The sequence below is a fragment of the Vibrio sp. 10N.239.312.C11 genome, assembly GCF_041466065.1.
Classification (GTDB): domain Bacteria; phylum Pseudomonadota; class Gammaproteobacteria; order Enterobacterales; family Vibrionaceae; genus Vibrio; species Vibrio tasmaniensis_A.
In genome coordinates, this window is sequence record NZ_JBFSRZ010000005.1 from 77,374 (window position 1) to 95,971 (window position 18,598).

Annotated in this window: 12 protein-coding genes; 6 read left to right on the top strand and 6 right to left on the bottom strand. The window is 44.6% G+C overall.

The window, feature by feature from the left end:
* Window positions 1-297: 297 nt before the first annotated feature.
* The 3 genes from AB6D07_RS03780 to AB6D07_RS03790 all read right to left on the bottom strand — a co-directional run bounded on the left by AB6D07_RS03780 (window position 298) and on the right by AB6D07_RS03790 (window position 6,123).
* Entirely contained in the window at window positions 298-3,687 is a 3,390-nt protein-coding gene (locus AB6D07_RS03780) for a response regulator (RefSeq protein ID WP_017103859.1), read from the bottom strand.
* 217 nt (window positions 3,688-3,904) lie between these two features.
* Window positions 3,905-4,927 (bottom strand): 16S rRNA (guanine(1207)-N(2))-methyltransferase RsmC, encoded by a 1,023-nt coding sequence (gene rsmC / locus AB6D07_RS03785; RefSeq protein ID WP_017103860.1) that lies wholly within the window; start codon window positions 4,925-4,927, stop codon window positions 3,905-3,907.
* Between the two features lie 110 nt (window positions 4,928-5,037).
* Window positions 5,038-6,123, bottom strand: a complete 1,086-nt coding sequence (locus AB6D07_RS03790) for an AI-2E family transporter (protein WP_009847558.1) — start codon at window positions 6,121-6,123, stop codon at window positions 5,038-5,040.
* Window positions 6,124-6,199: 76 nt separating this feature from the next.
* Here AB6D07_RS03790 and AB6D07_RS03795 point away from each other — a divergent pair, with 76 nt between their 5' ends.
* Window positions 6,200-6,325 carry a hypothetical protein gene (locus AB6D07_RS03795; protein WP_009847557.1) on the top strand — a complete coding sequence of 42 codons (126 nt, stop codon included), beginning with the start codon at window positions 6,200-6,202 and terminating at the stop codon, window positions 6,323-6,325.
* Window positions 6,326-6,466: 141 nt separating this feature from the next.
* On the opposite strand, the gene hemL is transcribed toward AB6D07_RS03795, so the two are convergent.
* Entirely contained in the window at window positions 6,467-7,762 is a 1,296-nt protein-coding gene (gene hemL / locus AB6D07_RS03800; RefSeq protein WP_012604713.1) for a glutamate-1-semialdehyde 2,1-aminomutase, read from the bottom strand.
* Window positions 7,763-8,058: 296 nt separating this feature from the next.
* Between hemL and erpA the strand changes: the two genes are divergently transcribed.
* The 3 genes from erpA to AB6D07_RS03815 all read left to right on the top strand — a co-directional run bounded on the left by erpA (window position 8,059) and on the right by AB6D07_RS03815 (window position 12,962).
* Window positions 8,059-8,400: an iron-sulfur cluster insertion protein ErpA gene (gene erpA / locus AB6D07_RS03805; protein ID WP_004734539.1), complete on the top strand. Its 342-nt coding sequence runs from the start codon at window positions 8,059-8,061 to the stop codon at window positions 8,398-8,400.
* A gap of 337 nt (window positions 8,401-8,737) precedes the next feature.
* On the top strand, window positions 8,738-9,862 hold the full coding sequence (locus AB6D07_RS03810; protein ID WP_017103861.1) for an efflux RND transporter periplasmic adaptor subunit: 1,125 nt from the start codon (window positions 8,738-8,740) through the stop codon (window positions 9,860-9,862).
* A 10-nt stretch (window positions 9,863-9,872) separates the two neighbouring features.
* Window positions 9,873-12,962 carry an efflux RND transporter permease subunit gene (locus AB6D07_RS03815; RefSeq protein ID WP_017103862.1) on the top strand — a complete coding sequence of 1,030 codons (3,090 nt, stop codon included), beginning with the start codon at window positions 9,873-9,875 and terminating at the stop codon, window positions 12,960-12,962.
* Window positions 12,963-13,058: 96 nt separating this feature from the next.
* Here AB6D07_RS03815 and AB6D07_RS03820 read toward each other — a convergent pair whose 3' ends face one another.
* The gene (locus AB6D07_RS03820) at window positions 13,059-14,348 is read right to left on the bottom strand and encodes a peptidoglycan DD-metalloendopeptidase family protein (protein WP_009847553.1); all 1,290 of its coding nucleotides are present in this window, start codon (window positions 14,346-14,348) and stop codon (window positions 13,059-13,061) included.
* Window positions 14,349-14,477: 129 nt separating this feature from the next.
* On the opposite strand from AB6D07_RS03820, the gene tyrS reads away from it, so the two are divergent.
* Complete coding sequence (tyrS, locus tag AB6D07_RS03825; RefSeq protein WP_017103863.1) at window positions 14,478-15,665, top strand: tyrosine--tRNA ligase; 1,188 nt, start codon at window positions 14,478-14,480, stop codon at window positions 15,663-15,665.
* A gap of 437 nt (window positions 15,666-16,102) precedes the next feature.
* Window positions 16,103-16,948 (top strand): magnesium transporter, encoded by an 846-nt coding sequence (locus AB6D07_RS03830; RefSeq protein WP_009847552.1) that lies wholly within the window; start codon window positions 16,103-16,105, stop codon window positions 16,946-16,948.
* Between the two features lie 109 nt (window positions 16,949-17,057).
* Here AB6D07_RS03830 and dacB read toward each other — a convergent pair whose 3' ends face one another.
* Window positions 17,058-18,491, bottom strand: coding sequence for a serine-type D-Ala-D-Ala carboxypeptidase (gene dacB, locus AB6D07_RS03835; RefSeq protein ID WP_017103864.1), 1,434 nt, complete (start codon window positions 18,489-18,491; stop codon window positions 17,058-17,060).
* Window positions 18,492-18,598: the final 107 nt, after the last annotated feature.

Genomic DNA, 18,598 nt, shown 5'->3' on the forward strand with positions numbered 1-18,598 from the left:
TTACCTATTTTACGTTAAATTTTTCTAGAAAATTAAATCTGCCGTTCTGTTGTGACTCGCTTCTCAAACTGCAACAAAGAGCCGGAGGAATGTGAAATTCAGCCAAGAATAAGGCTCAAAATAGTAACTGAACTGGTGATTGTTTAAGATTGAGTAACGTGTCATTTTACTTGTTTGATGCCGTAAAAGAAGTGTATTTGAATCGACGTCATTGTCCTTTGGTCGCGTACGATATTCACAAAAAAGCCCACGCTGGGTGGGCTTCATTATTTACAGTAGCTTGAGCTTACATCAGAGCTAACTGGTCAGTAGTTTTTGTAGCTTATCTCTTAGTGTCTCAATATGAGTTCTTTCAGGTGTCTGTTCTTTACAGTGCTCAAGTATAAACTCGATAGAGCTCAGTACCGTTCGCCAGCGAGGCGTTTTCGGTAGAGTTTCTACACGTAGATATTTGTCTAGCGTTCTAGTTTGAAGGGTACTGCGGTCTAGGTAGACGCGCCACAAGCCACTCTTCTCTGCGAAGGCAAACTTGGTTTCCCCTGTAACAGACTCCCAATAGATGATGGCATTAGTCATGACATCGACCAGCACTTCACGCATCAGCTCTTGTTTGTTTTTACCTTCACCGGTTGCTTTATCTGCAAGGCGAGTAAATTCACCGCCAAGCTCTTTCAGTTGTTGAAGTTTATCTTTGTCACCCTCAAAGGCGTAGCTTGAAAGTGCCTCAACCGCCGTTTCAAGGTTATTGACTCGGTTTGAGTTAACCCCACCACCAACATTAAAGATATACATGGTGTCGAGCCCTGAGCCTTCAGGTAGCTTAAGGATATCACTTGGTATGCGCTGACGAGTGTCGTCTATATAGATATCAATATCACCACAGTAGTGAGCTTGTTCCACCTTAAGGTATTTAGGCGCAATGATCTCATCGGCCATAGAGCGTTTAAGCTGCTCTTGCCCGCGCCTAAATAGTTTTGCTGCAGCTTCGTTGGCAAATCGAATTCGTTGGTCATCACGAATACAGATGATGGCCTCAGGGGCTGATTCTAGCTGCTCTAGCAAGCGCCCTTGAGTTTCTAGCAGGTTCGCTTCAACCATGGCTCTGTGTTTAAGCTCCAGTTGCAATTGAGCATTCTCAAGACGTCTTTGCTCAGCTTTACTTGCTGATAAGTGAGCCGTAATTCGCGCCGCCAGCTCTTGTTTGTTGAACGGTTTAGACAAGTAATCGTTGGCACCAGCTTCAAAGCCACGAACACGGTCTTCTGCTTGATTAAGAGCTGTGAGCATGATGATTGGCAACTGTGCATGATCGTATTGCTTACGCAGTGCTTCACACACCTGATAGCCACTCATACCTGGCATCATAATATCGAGCAGAAGTAACTCTGGCTTCTCTTTCTCAATCAGTTCAATGGTTTCTGGGCCGTCACATGCGGTGCGCACTCGATAACCTTCCAATTTCAAGAAACTGTCTAGCACGCGTAAGTTTACTGGTTCATCGTCGGCGATAACCAGTAACGGACCGTCTGGATCTTCACTGATAACACTATTTTCTTGTTGGCTGTTATCAATTAAATCTGGCGCTTGGAAGTGCGAATAGCTTCCTGAATCACTGTAGTTATCCAATTCTTCTTGGGTGGCTAAAGGCAGGGTAAAGCTGAACGTCGTGCCAAGCATCGGTTGGCTACTTACGTACAGTGAACCGCCCATCAGTTCAATCAGTTGACGACTTATCGACAACCCAAGCCCTGCACCTTGGCGATAGTTACTTGAGTCTTGTCCTGCTTGAATCAGTGGCTCAAAGATGTGTTCTAAGTATTCAGCAGGTATGCCTTGGCCTGTATCAACAACTTGTACACGAATGTTGTCGTCGATAACGCTTGCTGAGATAACAATTTTACCTTCTGATGTGTACTTGATGGCATTGCCGACCAAGTTATACATCACTTGTTCTAATCGTTGAGGATCGGACGAAACCAACCCTAAGTCACTGGGTACTTGGTTAATAATTCGGATTGGCTTATTGCCCAACAGATGATGAGACAATTCTAGTACCAAGCTGGTAGCAGCAGATAAATCAACAGCAGATTTATTTATGTCTAAACTGCCGTAGCGCATTTTGTGGTAATCAAGTAGATCATCGACCAGTGTTGCCAATCTCTGGCCACTATTGATGATGATATCCAACTGGTACTTCTGGTTGGCAGGAATAGGACCGTTTGCGCCAGAGATTAGCGCTTCAGCGATACCTACCATGCCATGTAATGGCGTTCTCAATTCGTGTGATGTTGTTGCTAAGAATTCATCTTTAAGTTTGTTAGCCAGTTGCAACTCTTCATTTTGTTTTTGAATGGTCTTAAGGTTGTCCTCAAGCTCATCATTTTGGCTCTTAATGAGCAGCATCTTTTCACGAATCGAACGTTGCATTCTTTCGAAGCTTACCGCGAGGCGGCCTATCTCATCTTTTCGTTCAGTATTAATCATGGTTTCATCAAGGTCACCCGCAGAGACTTTCTCTGCTGCCCATGTGAGCTTGAGTAACGGTGATGTGATGAAGTTAGACAGATAATGAGATGCGACAAATACAAGAATAATCGCCGTCAACATCACGATCACAAAGATCTTTTCTAACTGATGAATACGGGCAAACGCTTCTTTCTCTGGAAGCTCGACGACGAGTGCCCAAGTCGCATATTTGAGCTCAATTGGAGTATATGCAGCGATGATCGCTTGATCCTGAGCGTTGTCGAAGGTGCCAACGGCCGTTTCTCCTGCCAGAGCTTTATCAACAACATCTAAACTCAGATTAATCGACTCTTGTGAATGGGCAAGGCTACGTGGCAGATGATCATCGCCGACAAGCAAGGTTTGAATATTCGAACTCTTGTTGAGATCGGCAATAAGCTTAGTAATACCATTGATGGGCAGTCTAAACATGGCGTAACTGTGTAGGTAGCCTTGTTGAACGATAGGGGCGCCTAACCATGCGGTCTGTTTACCATTTTCGTCTTTAAAGTCAGAAACGATAACCGGTGTGTAGTCTTCGTTGGATTTGCGTTTGTCTTTTACGTCCTTTTCCAGGCGTTGAAAGGTTTTGCCGAGGTTTGCATCTTTGTACTTACCAGTCAGCAAGTTGGTGCCGTAGTCATCGCGCTTAAAAACTGAATAAGCGATGTTACCGTTAATGTCGACCAATAAAATGTCGTCAAAATCTGAACGCTTAAGCAGCTCTAAATAAGAGTTGTGGTAGCGCTTGTGAAGTAGACGATAGCGCTCGCTGCCAATAAAGCTGCTGGATTCAGGAAGAATCGATGTTTTGATTTGATCGCCCGATCCTTGAATGTAGCGCTGCTGCGCATTAGCGCGTGCTTCGTCAATGTCTAAGCCGAGGCGTTGGAATGCATTGATCAAACCATAGAATCGTCCGCCACTGGCATTGGCAAGCTCTGAGCGAACAAAACCCATCACTTGGGATTCTTGAGCTTGTAGGTAATCGACAATTTGCTGCTGTTTAGTATCACGGACGGAAACAAGGTGCGAAGTACTTTGTTCCTGAAGATCCTGACTGTGCGATTGGAGGAAAAATATCGCGATAAGTGTTACTGGGGTAATACTAAGGACAAGAAATGCCAGCATTAGGGTATTTTGAAGGCGCTTAAACTTCTGCTTACGATAGAATCTAAACATAAATTGGGTACTACTTTCCTTTGATGTACTGCTTGAAAGGGATGAAAACAAGTACAGAGAATAGAATTAACGGGTTCCAATTTAACGAAATTAACGAGTTTTTTTACTTTGACAAGTAAGTGGTATTTAAAGCGTGTGCAAAAGCTCATTTTTATGGGCTTTTGATAGAAATATGAACAGACAGCGCAGATATTGACCCTGCGCTGTGTTAGATAGGCTATTTGCTTGCGTGATAGATCGCGAATTTGGTGGTCTTATTTAGAGTCGCGCATTTTCCAAAAGCTTGCTCAATAATTGGAATGTATTTTAAAAAACTGTTCGCAACAATAATCATCTCACCAGAACGCTTCATGTGGTTAGGAGCCTGAGCAAGTAAGGTTTCAGTCGCACTGTAGCTTGTATCCAAACCAGAATGGAATGGTGGGTTACTGATGATGAATTGGTAATCTTTTGATGTGTCAGAGTAGACATCTGAGGCGAAGACATTACCTGTTAAACCATTCGCTTCTAGCGTTGCTTGGCTAGACGCCACGGCAAATGCACTGATGTCGCACATTTCCAGTTCGATATCAGGGTGACGAGATGCCATTACCGCGCCCAATACGCCTGCACCACAACCGAAATCCAGTACTTTACCTTTCAGTTTTGGCAGGGTATCAAGTAATAGTTGGCTACCAACATCAAATTGACCATGACTGAAGACGCCTGGAAGACTTTTCACGGTTAGTGATTGCTCACCAATGTTAACCGTGTAGGTTTTAAACCACTCTTGCAGGTTGAAGGCTGGTGGTTGCTCGAAGCATTGACCCCAGTAGAAAGAACAACGACGCGCTGAATCGTATTTCACGACTTTGCCGTAAGGAGTGAACATCTTCTCGATACTTTTAACACCAGAACGATTTTCGCCAACTACGACAATTTCGGTATCTTTACCTAACTTGGCAAATAACATCGCCAACAGAAATTCCGCTTCCGCTTTGGCCTTTGGCCAGTACAGCATCACTAAATCGGCCTTGGTCTCTTCGGTAAACTCCGCACCATAAAAACGTTGGATGGTGCTGCAGCCTTCTAATTGACGGTAGTAGCTGTAATTAGAAGTAAACACGGTGACTGATTCACAATGTTTCGCTAATTCAACAGGGAATAAGTCTTCTGCCTCACCTGCAACTAAAACATGTTTGCCTTCAAAGTAGGCGAGTTGACGTTGAGCAATTTGGCTTGGGGCAATATAAGCTGACATAGGACACTCTATTGAATCGTTAGCAAAAAATGAGGGCGGATTTTCGCATAATCCGCCCAAAGCTTGAAGTGTTTAATACGGGTTCGGCAACCAAGTTGCTGAACAGTTGATCAACTCTTGTCTTGCTGGTTTAAAAAGTCTTTAAACTCTTCATCGTAAATATTGAAAAGAACGATAGTAATAGCAAAGATCAGTGGGCCGTAGATAAGACCAATTAGGCCAAAAAGTTGAATACCACCCAACAGTGAGAAGAAGATCATTAGGGTATTCATGCCTGCACTGCCTTGCATCAACAGTGGTCGCAACAGGTTGTCAATTGAGCCAACAATCGCGACACAGTAAACCGTTAGGAAAATTGCCCACGTGGTATCGCCGGTTAGGAATAAGTAGGTTGCGGCTGGGATCCAGATTAGAGCAGTACCGACAACTGGGATGAAAGAGGCAAAGCCCATCATAGTGCCCCAGAACAACCCAGGGAAACCAGCAATCCACATACCTAAACCACCCGCAAAACCTTGCGCTATTGCGGTTAAGAATGAGCCCATAACGGCAGACTTAGAAACTTGCTCAATCTCAGTGAGGAGCTTGTCTTCTTGGCTACGAGATAGCGGAAGAATATGACGAACCACACTGATGATTTTGTCGTGATCTCTTAATAAGAAGAACAGAACAAACAGCATCAAGAAGAAATCCATTAAGAAGTTGGTCGCATCCCCAAGGATTTTCGCACTGATACCAACCAGTTTAGAACCAAAACTTGTCGCGAATTCTCCGACTTTCTGTGCGATGGCTTGGGGCTCAATGTTGTCGAAAGGCAGGTAGTTATTCACAAACGACAGCGCTTTGACCACAAGTGGGTGTGCAAACAGAGTCTGAATACCACCGTGTGTCACCCATTGGTACGTGTTCTGAGAGAACAGAGAGCCTTGCTGAACAATTGCTGCAAATACTGCCAATAAAGGGATAACAATAATGAAAGTCAGGATCACACAAGAAAGTAGAGAGACTACGTTCTCTTTATTCGGTATCTTCTTTTCAAGCCATTCGTGAATTGGAAACATCAGCAACGAGATGATGAATGCCATTACTATGGAATTTACATAAGGCTCGATAAGCAAGTAACAAGCATAAGCCGCCGCAAGCAGGGCAATGATGATCACCCAGTGGCTGGTATTGATTTTGAGTTTTTCTGACACGTTAATGGTCTCTATATTTGCGTTCTGAGTTTATAATGGCTGCAAAACAGAGAGTTAGCAATGAGGAGTTTTGATAATGGGATGCTGTAATAAAGATAAGAAATGCCAAGACGAAGAACAGCAAATAAAAAAAGAGATCCCTTGGTTCAGAATGTTCCTAGGTACGCTGATGTTGTTGGTTTTTCTTTTCTGGGAACGTTAGACGTTTTTAGTTCAGTTTTAGCCTTAATCGAAGGGTAAATAATCTGTCATATTTGTGGTTAACGAGCGTGATGTATTAAAAAGGGCTGCATCTAATGCAGCCCTAAATTCAATCGGTTAGCGACTTATAAAGTGCTTTCGATTATTTGCTTTCAGCAGCAATGATCGCAAGAGAGCGGTCAGCAGCTTCTAGTGTTGCATCCAGTTCTTTTGAACCATGAGCAAGAGAAGTAAAGCTTGCTTCGAATGCTGAAGGTGCAAGGTAAACACCGTGATCTAACATTAGATGGAAGAAGCGCTTGAAGCGTTCTACATCACACTTAGTTACATCTTCGTAGCACGTTACCGTTTCTTGGTCTGTGAAGAAGAAACCAAACATACCGCCAACTTGGTGAACTAGCATAGGGATGCCGTGCTTGTCAGCAAGTTGCTTGAAGCCATTTGCCAACTGCTTAGTTTTAGACGCTAGACGCTTTTCGTTGCCTTCTTCTCTTAGAAGATTCAAACATGCGTAGCCAGCAGCCATTGCAACAGGGTTACCTGAAAGCGTACCTGCTTGGTAAACAGGCCCCGTTGGTGCGATGTATTGCATCACGTCTTTACGACCACCAAAAGCACCCACTGGCATGCCGCCGCCAATCACTTTACCAAGACACGTTAAGTCTGGCTTGATGTTGTAGTAAGCCTGAGCACAACCTTCAGCAACGCGGAAACCTGTCATTACTTCATCAAAGATTAGCAATGCACCTTCTTGATCACAGATCTCACGTAGACCTTCGTGGAAGCCTTCTACTGGTGGGATACAGTTCATGTTGCCCGCGACAGGCTCAACGATGATACACGCGATCTCACCTTTGTTTGCTGCGAAGATTTCACGTACTGAATCTAGATTATTGAAAGTTGCAGTTAGCGTTAGTTTCGCAAAATCAGCCGGTACGCCTGGAGAGCTTGGTTGACCTAAAGTCAGTGCGCCAGAACCTGCTTTTACAAGTAGGCTGTCTGCGTGACCGTGGTAACAACCTTCAAACTTAAGGATTTTGTCACGACCAGTAAAGCCACGAGCGAGACGAATCGCACTCATTGTTGCTTCTGTACCTGAGCTCACCATACGCAGCTGTTCCATTGATGGAACCATCTCAGATACAAGTTCAGCCATCTTGATTTCAGTTTCGGTTGGAGCACCAAAGCTAAGGCCGCGTTGAGCTGCTGCAATAACAGCGTCACGAATAACAACGTGGTTGTGACCAAGGATCATTGGACCCCAAGAGCCAACGTAATCGATATATGCTTTACCATCAGCATCAAAAATAAGTGGGCCATCAGCGCGTTCAACGAAGATAGGAGAACCACCTACGCCATTGAATGCACGAACTGGAGAGTTTACGCCACCAGGAATAGTTTGCTGTGCTTTTTCGTACAGCTCTGCTGATTTGGTCATTGATATATCCTCTTTTGACTGTCGGACCAATTGGCACGCATTGTACCTATCCGGAATCCAACTAGGAATGCCTTCGCTGATATAATCACCCGAATCTGGTTGTTTTGTGTGGTTACGCGTTTTAATTGTCAGATATTAGCGAGTTTACAGCAGTAAAAGGAACGATCCTGTGGTGAATACTTGAACGTTTCAGTCAGGTATTAGATAATCACCAGAATATAAGAAAATACTCAACAACTATGGTCTCGATTTAGATTTGTATCATGTTGTTTTTGACACAGGTAAGAGAGGTTGTCGTGAGCGAAGTAAATATCCCATTGTCCTTTTCTGATGCAGCAGCTACCCGCGTACAAACGCTAATTGCTGAAGAAGAAAACCCAGAGCTAAAACTGCGTGTATACATTACAGGCGGCGGTTGTAGTGGCTTCCAGTACGGCTTCACATTTGATGAAAAAGTAAATGATGGCGACACTACCATTGTAAATAGCGGTGTGACGCTGGTTGTTGACCCAATGAGCCTACAGTACTTAATGGGCGGCATGGTTGATTACACTGAAGGCCTAGAAGGCGCACGTTTCTTTGTGAACAACCCGAACGCGACAACAACATGTGGTTGTGGCGCATCATTTAGCGTTTAGCGTGCACGAAAGGTAGCTTGAACGGAAAGCTACATTAGAAATATTTTAAACGCCGAGCCAATGCTCGGTGTTTTTGTTTGTAAAAAATACACCATACAAAACAGACAGTAAGTCGACTTATTCTAGGCATGTACGCCAAGGTTATTTTGGGTGGTTATGCTTAAGCTCCACTTTATTCATTTGCTTTATAGTAAACGCCATATTTTTTAAACTGTCGATAGCGTCCAACTTCGTTGGCTGTGGGTCTGTTAAAGTTACCTCTGTGCATCAGGATGTTGCATATGACGGTGTTAAGCTAATTAGCGCGCCTTAATCACATCGGACAAAAGGATTTGCTATGCCCACTCTATTTTCTAACTCTCCATTTTTTCAGAAACTGAAGCAGCCGTGGTTGGTTTCTCTGGTTCTAGTTGTACTGTTGTCGATTTGGCTTGGTTTAGGAGTGGGGCAAGCGGAAGAGTCGCCAGAAAAAAAAGCGACAGAAATTCCGTTGGCTAAGGTTTCCTTTCAAACATTCACTTCATCCCCCACCTTTAAAACCATAGATCTTTATGGTCGCACAGCACCCGATAGGCATGCTCGATTGGGAGCGGAAGTCGCGGGCAAGATTGTTAGGTTGAACGTTGTGAAAGGCGATACGGTTAAAGTAGGGCAAGCCATTGCTCAGATAGATAAAGGTGACTTAGAGATTCAGCTAGAGCGAGCTTCTGCTTTATATCGCTTGAAGCAGAAGGAATTCAAAGCGGCGCAGTCGCTGAAAAAAAGAGGGCTGCAAGGCGAGATAGCCTACACCACAGCTGAGGCTTCGTTAACTGAAGCGAAGGCTATGAAGCGTAATGCTGAACTGGCTCTAAAAAATACAGTCATCACATCGCCTTTCTCCGGTGTGGTTCAAGACTTGATGGTTGAGCTTGGCGATTTCGTAGGCGTCGGCGATCCGGTTGCGGGTGTGATTGATCTTGACCCTCTGGTCATCGAAGCCGATGTCAGTGAACGTCATATCCAGCATTTGTTAGTCAATCAATCTGCTTTGGTTCGTCTGTTAGGGCGAGAAGAAGCGGAAGGTCGTCTGCGCTATGTTTCTCGAATCTCTTCTGCTTCTACTAATACCTTCCCAATAGAGATTGAAATCGATAATTCCGATGGCCTGTTACCTGCCGGTGTCAGTGCTGAAGTAACACTCAACCTAGAAACAAGTGATGCTATCAAGATAACACCTGCGATGCTGGCACTGGATGAGGCCGGTAATCTTGGGGTCAAAACTTTGGTTTCAGCCGATGACTCACCAACCGTGAAATTTATAGGTATTCAGCTAGTAAAGGCAGAACAAGATGGAGTTTGGCTCACAGGGTTAGGTCAGCGTGTCGATATCATCACTGTGGGGCAAGGTTTTGTTCGTGATGGTGACTCGGTGATTGCTGTTGAGCAAGGTGTTGAACTCTCTAACGTAACTGCAGAGTAGGAGATAACCGATGTATTCAATTATTGATGCAGCCTTGTCTCGCGCTCGAACAATGCTCTCTCTTTTGGCACTCATATTGGTCGCAGGTGTCGTTACCTATATCACGATCCCCAAAGAATCGAGCCCCGACATTACCATCCCGATTATCTACGTTTCTGTTGGGCACCAAGGTATTTCGCCAACCGATGCAGAACGCTTATTGGTTAGACCGATAGAACAAGAGCTGAGGTCGATTGAAGGCGTAAAAGAGATGACCGCAACCGCAGCAGAAGGCCACGCCTCAGTTGTGTTGGAGTTTAATGTTGGCGTTGATCTCACCAAAGCGATGGCTGATGTGCGTGATGCTGTCGATTTAGCCAAACCAAAATTACCAGAAGACAGTGATGAGCCGACCGTGAATGAGGTGACGCTCGCGTCTGAGCAGCCAGTGTTGTCAGTTGTTCTGTTTGGTACCGTTCCTGAGCGCACCATAGTGCAAATTGCTCGAGAGCTTGGGGATAAGATCGAAAGCTATCGCCAAATTCTAGAGGTCGATATTGCAGGCGATCGCGATGACATTGTTGAGATCATTGTCGATCCGCTGTTGATGGAGAGCTACAGCTTAGATCAAGCGGATATCTATAACCTGATCGCTCTGAACAATCGAGTGGTCGCCGCTGGTTTTGTTGACACTGGCTACGGACGTTTCTCAGTCAAAGTTCCTTCGGTGTTTAACTCTTTAAAAGACGTACTTGAGTTGCCTATCAAAGTGGATGGTAAACAGGTTGTAACCTTTGGTGATGTGGCCACGGTTCGTCGAGCGTTTCGAGATCCTGAAAGCTTTGCCCGTTTAGATGGTAAATCTGCGGTGGTCTTGGATATCAAGAAGCGTGCGGGTGAAAATATCATCGAAACCGTAGAGTTAGTTAAAGCGGTTATGGCTGGTGCTCAACAACAAGCGGAATGGCCCAATAACTTATTGGTTAAATACACCTGGGATGAATCTAAAGATGTGAAGATCATGCTCAACGATCTTCAAAACAATATCTTGTCCGCCATCATTTTAGTGGTGATCGTTATCATCGCCATTCTTGGTGTTCGAACCGCGTTATTGGTTGGAATTTCAATACCTGGATCATTCCTCACGGGATTGTTGGTGTTGTCTGTGTTTGGTCTAACCGTCAACATTGTGGTTCTGTTCTCTTTGATCATGGCCGTTGGTATGTTGGTCGACGGCGCGATTGTTGTTACCGAGTTTGCCGATAGGCGAATGCAAGAAGGTGAAGGTAGAAAAGAAGCTTACCGAGACGCAGCGAAACGGATGGCATGGCCGATAACCGCATCGACAGCGACAACCTTAGCTGCATTTGCTCCGTTACTGTTTTGGCCGGATGTGACAGGCGAATTCATGAAGTTTCTGCCACTAACACTGATTGCAACGCTAACCGCTTCATTGATTATGGCGTTGTTGTTTGTACCGGTATTAGGTGGCTTGATTGGCAAACCTCAATACGTATCGCCCAAGAGCCAAGCTCGAATGGTGGCACTGCATAATGGTGATTTTTCACAAGCAACGGGCTTAACCAAGGCGTATTACCACACGCTTTCGATTGCGATTAAGCATCCCTTTAAGATTCTGTTCAGTGCGATATTGCTCGCGGTTGCAGTTGGTTTGACTTACTCCAAAGCGGGCCTAGGTGCAGAGTTCTTCCCTGAGGTTGATCCACCATTCTTTAATGTCAAAGTTCGCTCACATGGTGATCTTTCTATTCAAGAAAAAGATGACATCATGCGCGATATTGAGCAAATGATGCTTAATCATGATGAGTTCGATACTGTTTACACACGCACGGGGGGGGACGACCAGATTGGCTTGATCTCGATTACTCCTGTTGATTGGCAATATCGTCGTAGTGTTAAAGCGATTATTGATGAATTAAAGGTGCAAACCGATCAATACGCTGGTGTTGAGATTGAATATAAGTTTCCAGATGCAGGGCCTCCGGTTGAAAATGATTTAGTGATTGAGCTGTCAGCAACAACACCAGAACAGCTGAATCAGGCTGCAAAAATTGTAAGAAACTGGGCGGATGGTAATCAAGCTCTGACTAACATCAGTGATACAGCAAGCAAAGATGGCATTGATTGGAAAGTGGATATTCGCCGAGACGATGCCGCACGCTTTTCCGCTGATGCGACCTTGGTGGGTAATACCGTTCAATTCGTTACCAATGGTCTCAAGATTGGTGATTACCTGCCTGATGACTCATCAGAAGAGGTCGATATCTTGGTGCGTTACCCTAATGATAAAAGAGATATCGGACGCTTTGACCAGTTGAGAGTCAAAACACCTGCTGGCTTGGTGCCGATCACCAACTTTGCTCAGATTGTTCCCGACCACAAGCAAGATACGATTAAACGCCTCGATGGTAAGCGCGTAGTGAACATCATGGCGGATATGGAAGAGGGCTATAACCTTGCCCTCGAACTGCCAAAGATTGAGCAAGCGTTAAGTGAATTGGGGCTACCTAGTAGCGTAGAATTTCGTATCCGTGGTCAAAATGAAGAGCAAGAAAACTCTTCTGCCTTCTTACAAAGTGCATTCATGGTTGCACTGGCGGTAATGGCGTTGATTTTGATTACTCAGTTTAATAGTTTCTATCAAGCATTCCTGATTCTGAGTGCGGTGCTGTTCTCTACGGTTGGTGTGTTTGTTGGTCTGCTTATCTTCCAACGTCCGTTTGGTATCGTGATGTCCGGTATTGGGGTGATTGCACTGGCAGGTATAGTAGTGAACAACAATATCGTGCTGATTGATACCTATAATCAACTAATCAAAAGAGGCTTAGATAAGCGCGACGCAATTCTAAGAACTGGTGTCCAGCGCTTAAGGCCAGTGATGCTGACGACCGTGACTACGATCTTAGGCTTGATGCCGATGGTATTAGAGATGAACATTGACCTGATTAACCAAAAAATAGAGTTTGGCGCGCCGAGTACCCAATGGTGGTCGCAACTCGCTACGGCGATTGCGGGAGGGTTGGCATTTGCAACGGTACTAACCTTGGTGCTGACGCCTTGTCTATTAATGCTAGGGCGAGATAAGAAGCCTGAAAAATAGTAGATACAGTGGTTCGATGAACATAAAAAAGAGCGCCTTGGTGGGCGCTCTTTTCGTTGGTTTATAGGGCTCTTAACCTAATTGGTATCTAGTTGCCTAATTAGTCGCTAGCAACTGGCCGTATCGCTCAAGGTTATTCAGTCGAATCTCTGAGTTGGCAATAAAGGTTGCTTTTGCTTTACCGGTTAACGACTTAGATTGCGGTAATTTCACGGTTCGCGCATTTTTATGTACGCCATTGACCAAGAATTCATAGTGTAAGTGCGGGCCAGTCACACGGCCTGTACCGCCCAAAGTACCAATGGTTTGGCCTTGTTTTACGCGCTGACCTGTTTTCACCATACGTCGCTTCATATGCAAGTATTTAGTAATATAGGTGTTGCTGTGGCGAATGAACACGTAGTTACCATTGAATTGGTTGTAACCCGATTTCTGAACAATACCGTCACCGGCTGCCCAGATAGGTGTGCCAACAGGGGCTGCGTAGTCGGTGCCTCGGTGAGCTCGAACCTTACCGGTTACTGGGTGTTTTCTACGAGGGTTAAAGTTCGATGTTACACGGCGAAAATCAATCGGTGAGCGCAAGAAGGCTTTCTTCATGGCACGACCATTTTCATCGAAGTAGTTGCCGCTTCTATCATCTAATACCGCGGTAAATGAATCACCTTGGTTTTTGAATACTGCCGCCATGATCTTGCCGCGACCAATCACCTCGCCTTCAACGACTTTCTCTTGGTACAAAATCTTAAAGCTGTCGTTGTTGCGAATATCCAACGCAAAGTCGATATCCCAACCGAAGATGCCCGCCAGTTCCATAATTTGGTTTGCAGTTAGGCCTGCATTGACGCCGGCGTTCCAGAAGTTAGACGTGATGTTGGCTTCGGCATAGTTGTATTGGTAGGCCACTTCCTTTTTGTCGAAGCTAGAGGAGAATGAATCGCCAGACTTAGTGATCTTGAAGCTTTCAAACGCACTAAGCTGTCGCTTCAACTGAATAAGGTCGTTGTTTTCATCAAAGCCGAATTGTAATACGTCGCCAGGTCTTAGATTGGACAGCTGCTTCTTAATATCATTATTGGTATTGAGTAGAGTGATCAGTAAACGGTATGAAAGGCCAATACGTTCAAATAAAACAGAGGTGCTTTCGCCAGAGCGAACGGTGTATTTCTCCCATTTGAGTACTGCCGTCGGTGGTGCGTCACTTGAGCTAACAAGTGCTGATGCACTGATCGTCAGTGGGTAGTGTTTTCCAACGACTAAAGCTCCCGTATCGTCACGTAAGCTGTTGACGTCGGGGAGTAAGAAAATAGCGATAAAAATTACGGCACTAAAAAATGCGATAAATGCCCGGTGCAAAATGGGAAGGCGTGCAAAAATAGACAACATGTTCCGGTTCGTTCTGTAAATATTATGAAAATAGACGACGGAATAGTGTAACTGGTTTCAAAATACATCGCTATTCAAGTAAGATGTCTAATTATTATATTTTTGCCAAATCTGTGGGAGTGAACAAGAATGGCGAGTATTGAAGCTGCACTAGCCGAGATCAAACGTGGCGTAGAAGAACTGATTCCAGAAGACGAACTGATTGCGAAACTAAAAGAAGGTCGTCCTTTACGCATTAAACTGGGTGCCGATCCAACCGCTCCAGATATCCACCTAGGCCATACGGTTATCTTTAACAAGCTTCGTGCTTTCCAAGAGCTTGGTCATGAAGTGACGTTCCTTATCGGTGATTTCACAGCAATGGTTGGTGATCCATCAGGTAAGAACTCAACACGTCCACCGCTAAGCCGTGAAGACGTATTGAAGAATGCTGAAACTTACAAAGAGCAAGTATTCAAGATTCTAGATCCTGCGAAAACGCAAATTCGTTTCAACTCTGAGTGGTTATCTGAACTTGGTGCAGAAGGCATGATTCGTCTTGCTTCTAACCAAACTGTTGCTCGTATGCTTGAACGTGATGACTTTAAAAAGCGTTACGCTGGTGGTCAACCGATCGCAATCCACGAATTCATGTACCCACTTCTTCAAGGTCACGACTCTGTTGCACTAGAGAGCGATGTTGAGCTTGGCGGTACTGACCAGAAGTTTAACCTTCTAATGGGTCGTGAACTGCAAAAAGCAGCAGGTCAAAAACCACAAGCGGTACTGATGATGCCACTACTTGTTGGTCTAGACGGCGTTAAGAAGATGTCTAAGTCTGCGCACAACTACATCGGTATCAGCGAAGCACCAAGCGAGATGTTTGGTAAGATCATGTCTACCTCTGACGATCTAATGTGGAGCTACTACGAGCTACTGTCTTTCCGTCCTCTTGAAGAAGTTGCGGAACTGAAAGCTGGCGTTGAGGCGGGCAAAAACCCTCGTGACGTGAAAGTACTTCTTGCTAAAGAGATCATTGCTCGTTTCCACAGCGAAGCAGATGCTGAAGCGGCTGAGCAAGAGTTCGTTAACCGTTTTGCTAAGAACCAAGTTCCTGATGAAATGCCTGAATTTGAATTCGAAGCCGGCCTACCGATTGCGAACGTTCTAAAAGAAGCGGGTCTTGTAAACTCGACTTCTGATGCGATGCGTATGATCAAGCAAGGCGCTGCTAAGCTTGAAGGCGAGAAGATTGAAGACAGCAAGTTTGTACCTGAAGCAGGTACTGCAGTTTACCAAGTAGGTAAGCGTAAGTTTGCTCGTATTACTATTAAGTAATATTAAATCTCAATGATTTATAGAAAAGGTATCTTCGGATGCCTTTTTTATTGACCCTTATTTATTGACAGAAAGTTGACGAAGAATTTTTTACAGGATTGCTACACTATGGGCGCTGTCGAGCTGACAGTAATTTTGGAGATTTTTATGAACAATACCGACCATCCTCCTAGTTTGAATGGAGAAGAATAACTCGTCTCGGTATTGATCTATTGTCCTGCCGTTCGGGTAGGGTATCTGTTTTCCCCTCATTCTTTTCCACACTCTAGATTCTAACAAGTAGACACATCAGTGCTTTAAGCTCTTGGTGCGCTTAGTTTATATTCTTGATGTATATAGCTATACGCTCTTGGTGTACACCGCTTTATACTCTCGGGGTACTCTCTATAGGCTACTTGTTTTGATGGTCGTTACCTTTGCCAATCGGGAGATTCGCCATGACGGTAATGAACAACACTTTTTTATCTATTGAAGCTCTGTACTCAGAGCAAGACATCCAAGCTGTATCGAATGCCTTTCAACAGTATGGGCGTGAGCAACAAATTAACCTTTTAAACCGAATGCCACTTGAAGATGCGGTGTTAGTGCTTGGGCAATGCTCTCTTAGTACGATTCAGACTTTACTTAGTGAGCTAGAAGAGCAGGGCTTTGAGAAGCGCTCTCGACATCTAGCTCACCAACTAGGGCTGATCTACTCAGAGGTTGAACCTCAACAAGGTTACCTTTCAACTGGAGTGCTTAGCCATGTTAGGCAGCGTATCGGTTGGATTATTGCCTTAGCACTGCTGGGCATTGTCTCTGGGCTTATCATTGCTCAGTATGAAGACATTCTTAGCCAGCTAGTACTTCTGGCGATCTATATGCCGGTAATCGCTGCCGCGGGTGGCAACACAGGAACACAAGCTGCGACTTTGGTCATTAGGGCCTTAGCCACAGGGGAATTGAAGAAACGCCAGTGGGCCAACGTTCTATGGAAAGAGCTTAGAGTTGCTATCTGTTTAGCTCTTGCGATCGCCTTAGTGATGATTGGCCGAATCTTATTATTCAGTGACAACCAGTCAACGGGTGGTTACGACATTAATATGATTGCTTACGCGATTGCTGTTGCTCTGTTTATTCAAGTGACCATATCAACTGTACTCGGCGGTGGGTTACCGATAGTCGCTCGATTCTTCAAACTTGATCCTGCTGTGTTAGTGAGCCCTGTACTGGCTTCGATAGTTGATATCTCTGGAATGTGGATCTACTTCACTGTGGTTAATTCATTCTTAGGGATCGCTTAGCGTTTATAAAAATAGCTAAAAGCACCTTAGAGACAAAAATGGCGCTGAAGATTCAAGATCTTCAGCGCCATTTTTATTGCTTAAGTAGAAGCTTAAACAGAGTTGAACATTACTTAGGTTTGCTCTGTGTTTGACTGAATTCAACTACATCTGTGTAGAAAGCTCGTTCAAACTGGGTGATGGGTGCTTCTACTGGTTTGTCTGGATCTTGCTCTTCAGGGAAGTAATCACGGACAAACTGTACAAATAGAGAGTTTGGTTTTCCCGTTTTATCCAAACCAAAGCCTGCCATGTTGTAGCTCCCATACAAAGAACCACTTTTGGCAATAAGGTTGCCTTGGATTGGTGCTTTTCGCATGCTCTGACGGTATTTGAGCGTTCCATCAGTGCCAGATGTAGGCATAGCCTCAATCAGGTTGATCTGTTGGTCACTTTCCCAGATATAACGAAGCACCTGAGCCATGGTTTGCGAGGTCATGCGGTTATTTCTGGATAGCCCTGAACCATCGACCAACTGTGCTTGGCTTAGGTCAATATTGGCTTTGGTCAGTAATATCTGCTTTATCGCTTCAGTGCCGTTATTAAAACTGCCCGGTTGAACATAAAATGTCGCACCCAGCGTTTTGGTTAGGTTGTCTGCTATTAGGTTGTCTGATTTCTTGAGCATGATATTGAGCAGTTCGGGAAGTTTCTCTGAGCTGTGACTTGCGATTAACGTGCTTTTGCCTGATTTATCTTTTTTACCAACGACCACATTGCCTTTTACTTCAATTCTCAGTTCTTGAAGAATCGATGTAACGACTTGATAGGTGTAAAGTTCTGGACTTTGAATCGCGAACTTGAGTGGCAACGGTTTTTTACGTTCAACTAAGCAACCAGAGAGCTTGTAAGTGTTGTCTGGTGTCGTTATGAGCTCCAAGTCGCATTGTGTTGCCTTCTGCCCAGAGCGAGTTACCGTGGCGGCAGTGGTCGTCACGTCTATCGGATAGTGAGCTGGGATATATACGCGTGTTGTACCGTTATCTTTTGTATAAATAGAGGCTTGTGCGCAGTTACTGTCTAAGGTCATTGCGCTAGAGGGAGCGCTGTAACAAACGCCTAAAATGTCCCAAGGCCAACCAACCGCTCGTTGATAGCCAGTAAAAGCTGAGTTATCGAGGTATAAGTTGCCCTTGATTGTTTTAGATTGCGATTTAGCATATTGATCTAAAAGGTTTTTTAGATGCTCTCTTTGTAGTGTCGGGTCACCACTGAATGAGATCACGACATCTTTATTAGAACGCGCAATGCTGGTCGTGTAGTTAAAATTATCTCCTAACTCCAATTTGGCTGCCAAAGCGGTGACTAGCTTTAACGTACTGGCGGGTGGGTAAAAGCCATCGCTATTGGTGTTCAACTCACTCGAATCATCACTCAATGACTTCAGTATCAAGCTTGTGCTACTGCCATCGGGCAGTTTATCTAGAGGGAGGTATTCGAAAGCACTAATTGAATAGCTACACAGTGACAAGCCACATAGGAGTAAGCTGGATAGAAGGCGCATAGAAGGTTTTCTTGGATGACTGATGTTTTCAGTATACAGATATAAAAAACGCCCGCTATAGAGCGGGCGTTTTGATTCTCAATTAACTAATTAATCAATTAGATAAT

What these genes read in the sequence shown, in the direction of transcription:
- AB6D07_RS03780 (WP_017103859.1), bottom strand. Translation starts at nt 3,687, where the DNA reads ATGTTTAGATTCTATCGTAAGCAGAAGTTTAAGCGCCTTCAAAATACC.
- rsmC (WP_017103860.1), bottom strand. Translation starts at nt 4,927, where the DNA reads ATGTCAGCTTATATTGCCCCAAGCCAAATTGCTCAACGTCAACTCGCC.
- AB6D07_RS03795 (WP_009847557.1), top strand. Translation starts at nt 6,200, where the DNA reads ATGGGATGCTGTAATAAAGATAAGAAATGCCAAGACGAAGAACAGCAA.
- hemL (WP_012604713.1), bottom strand. Translation starts at nt 7,762, where the DNA reads ATGACCAAATCAGCAGAGCTGTACGAAAAAGCACAGCAAACTATTCCT.
- AB6D07_RS03810 (WP_017103861.1), top strand. Translation starts at nt 8,738, where the DNA reads ATGCCCACTCTATTTTCTAACTCTCCATTTTTTCAGAAACTGAAGCAG.
- AB6D07_RS03815 (WP_017103862.1), top strand. Translation starts at nt 9,873, where the DNA reads ATGTATTCAATTATTGATGCAGCCTTGTCTCGCGCTCGAACAATGCTC.
- AB6D07_RS03820 (WP_009847553.1), bottom strand. Translation starts at nt 14,348, where the DNA reads ATGTTGTCTATTTTTGCACGCCTTCCCATTTTGCACCGGGCATTTATC.
- tyrS (WP_017103863.1), top strand. Translation starts at nt 14,478, where the DNA reads ATGGCGAGTATTGAAGCTGCACTAGCCGAGATCAAACGTGGCGTAGAA.
- AB6D07_RS03830 (WP_009847552.1), top strand. Translation starts at nt 16,103, where the DNA reads ATGACGGTAATGAACAACACTTTTTTATCTATTGAAGCTCTGTACTCA.
- dacB (WP_017103864.1), bottom strand. Translation starts at nt 18,491, where the DNA reads ATGCGCCTTCTATCCAGCTTACTCCTATGTGGCTTGTCACTGTGTAGC.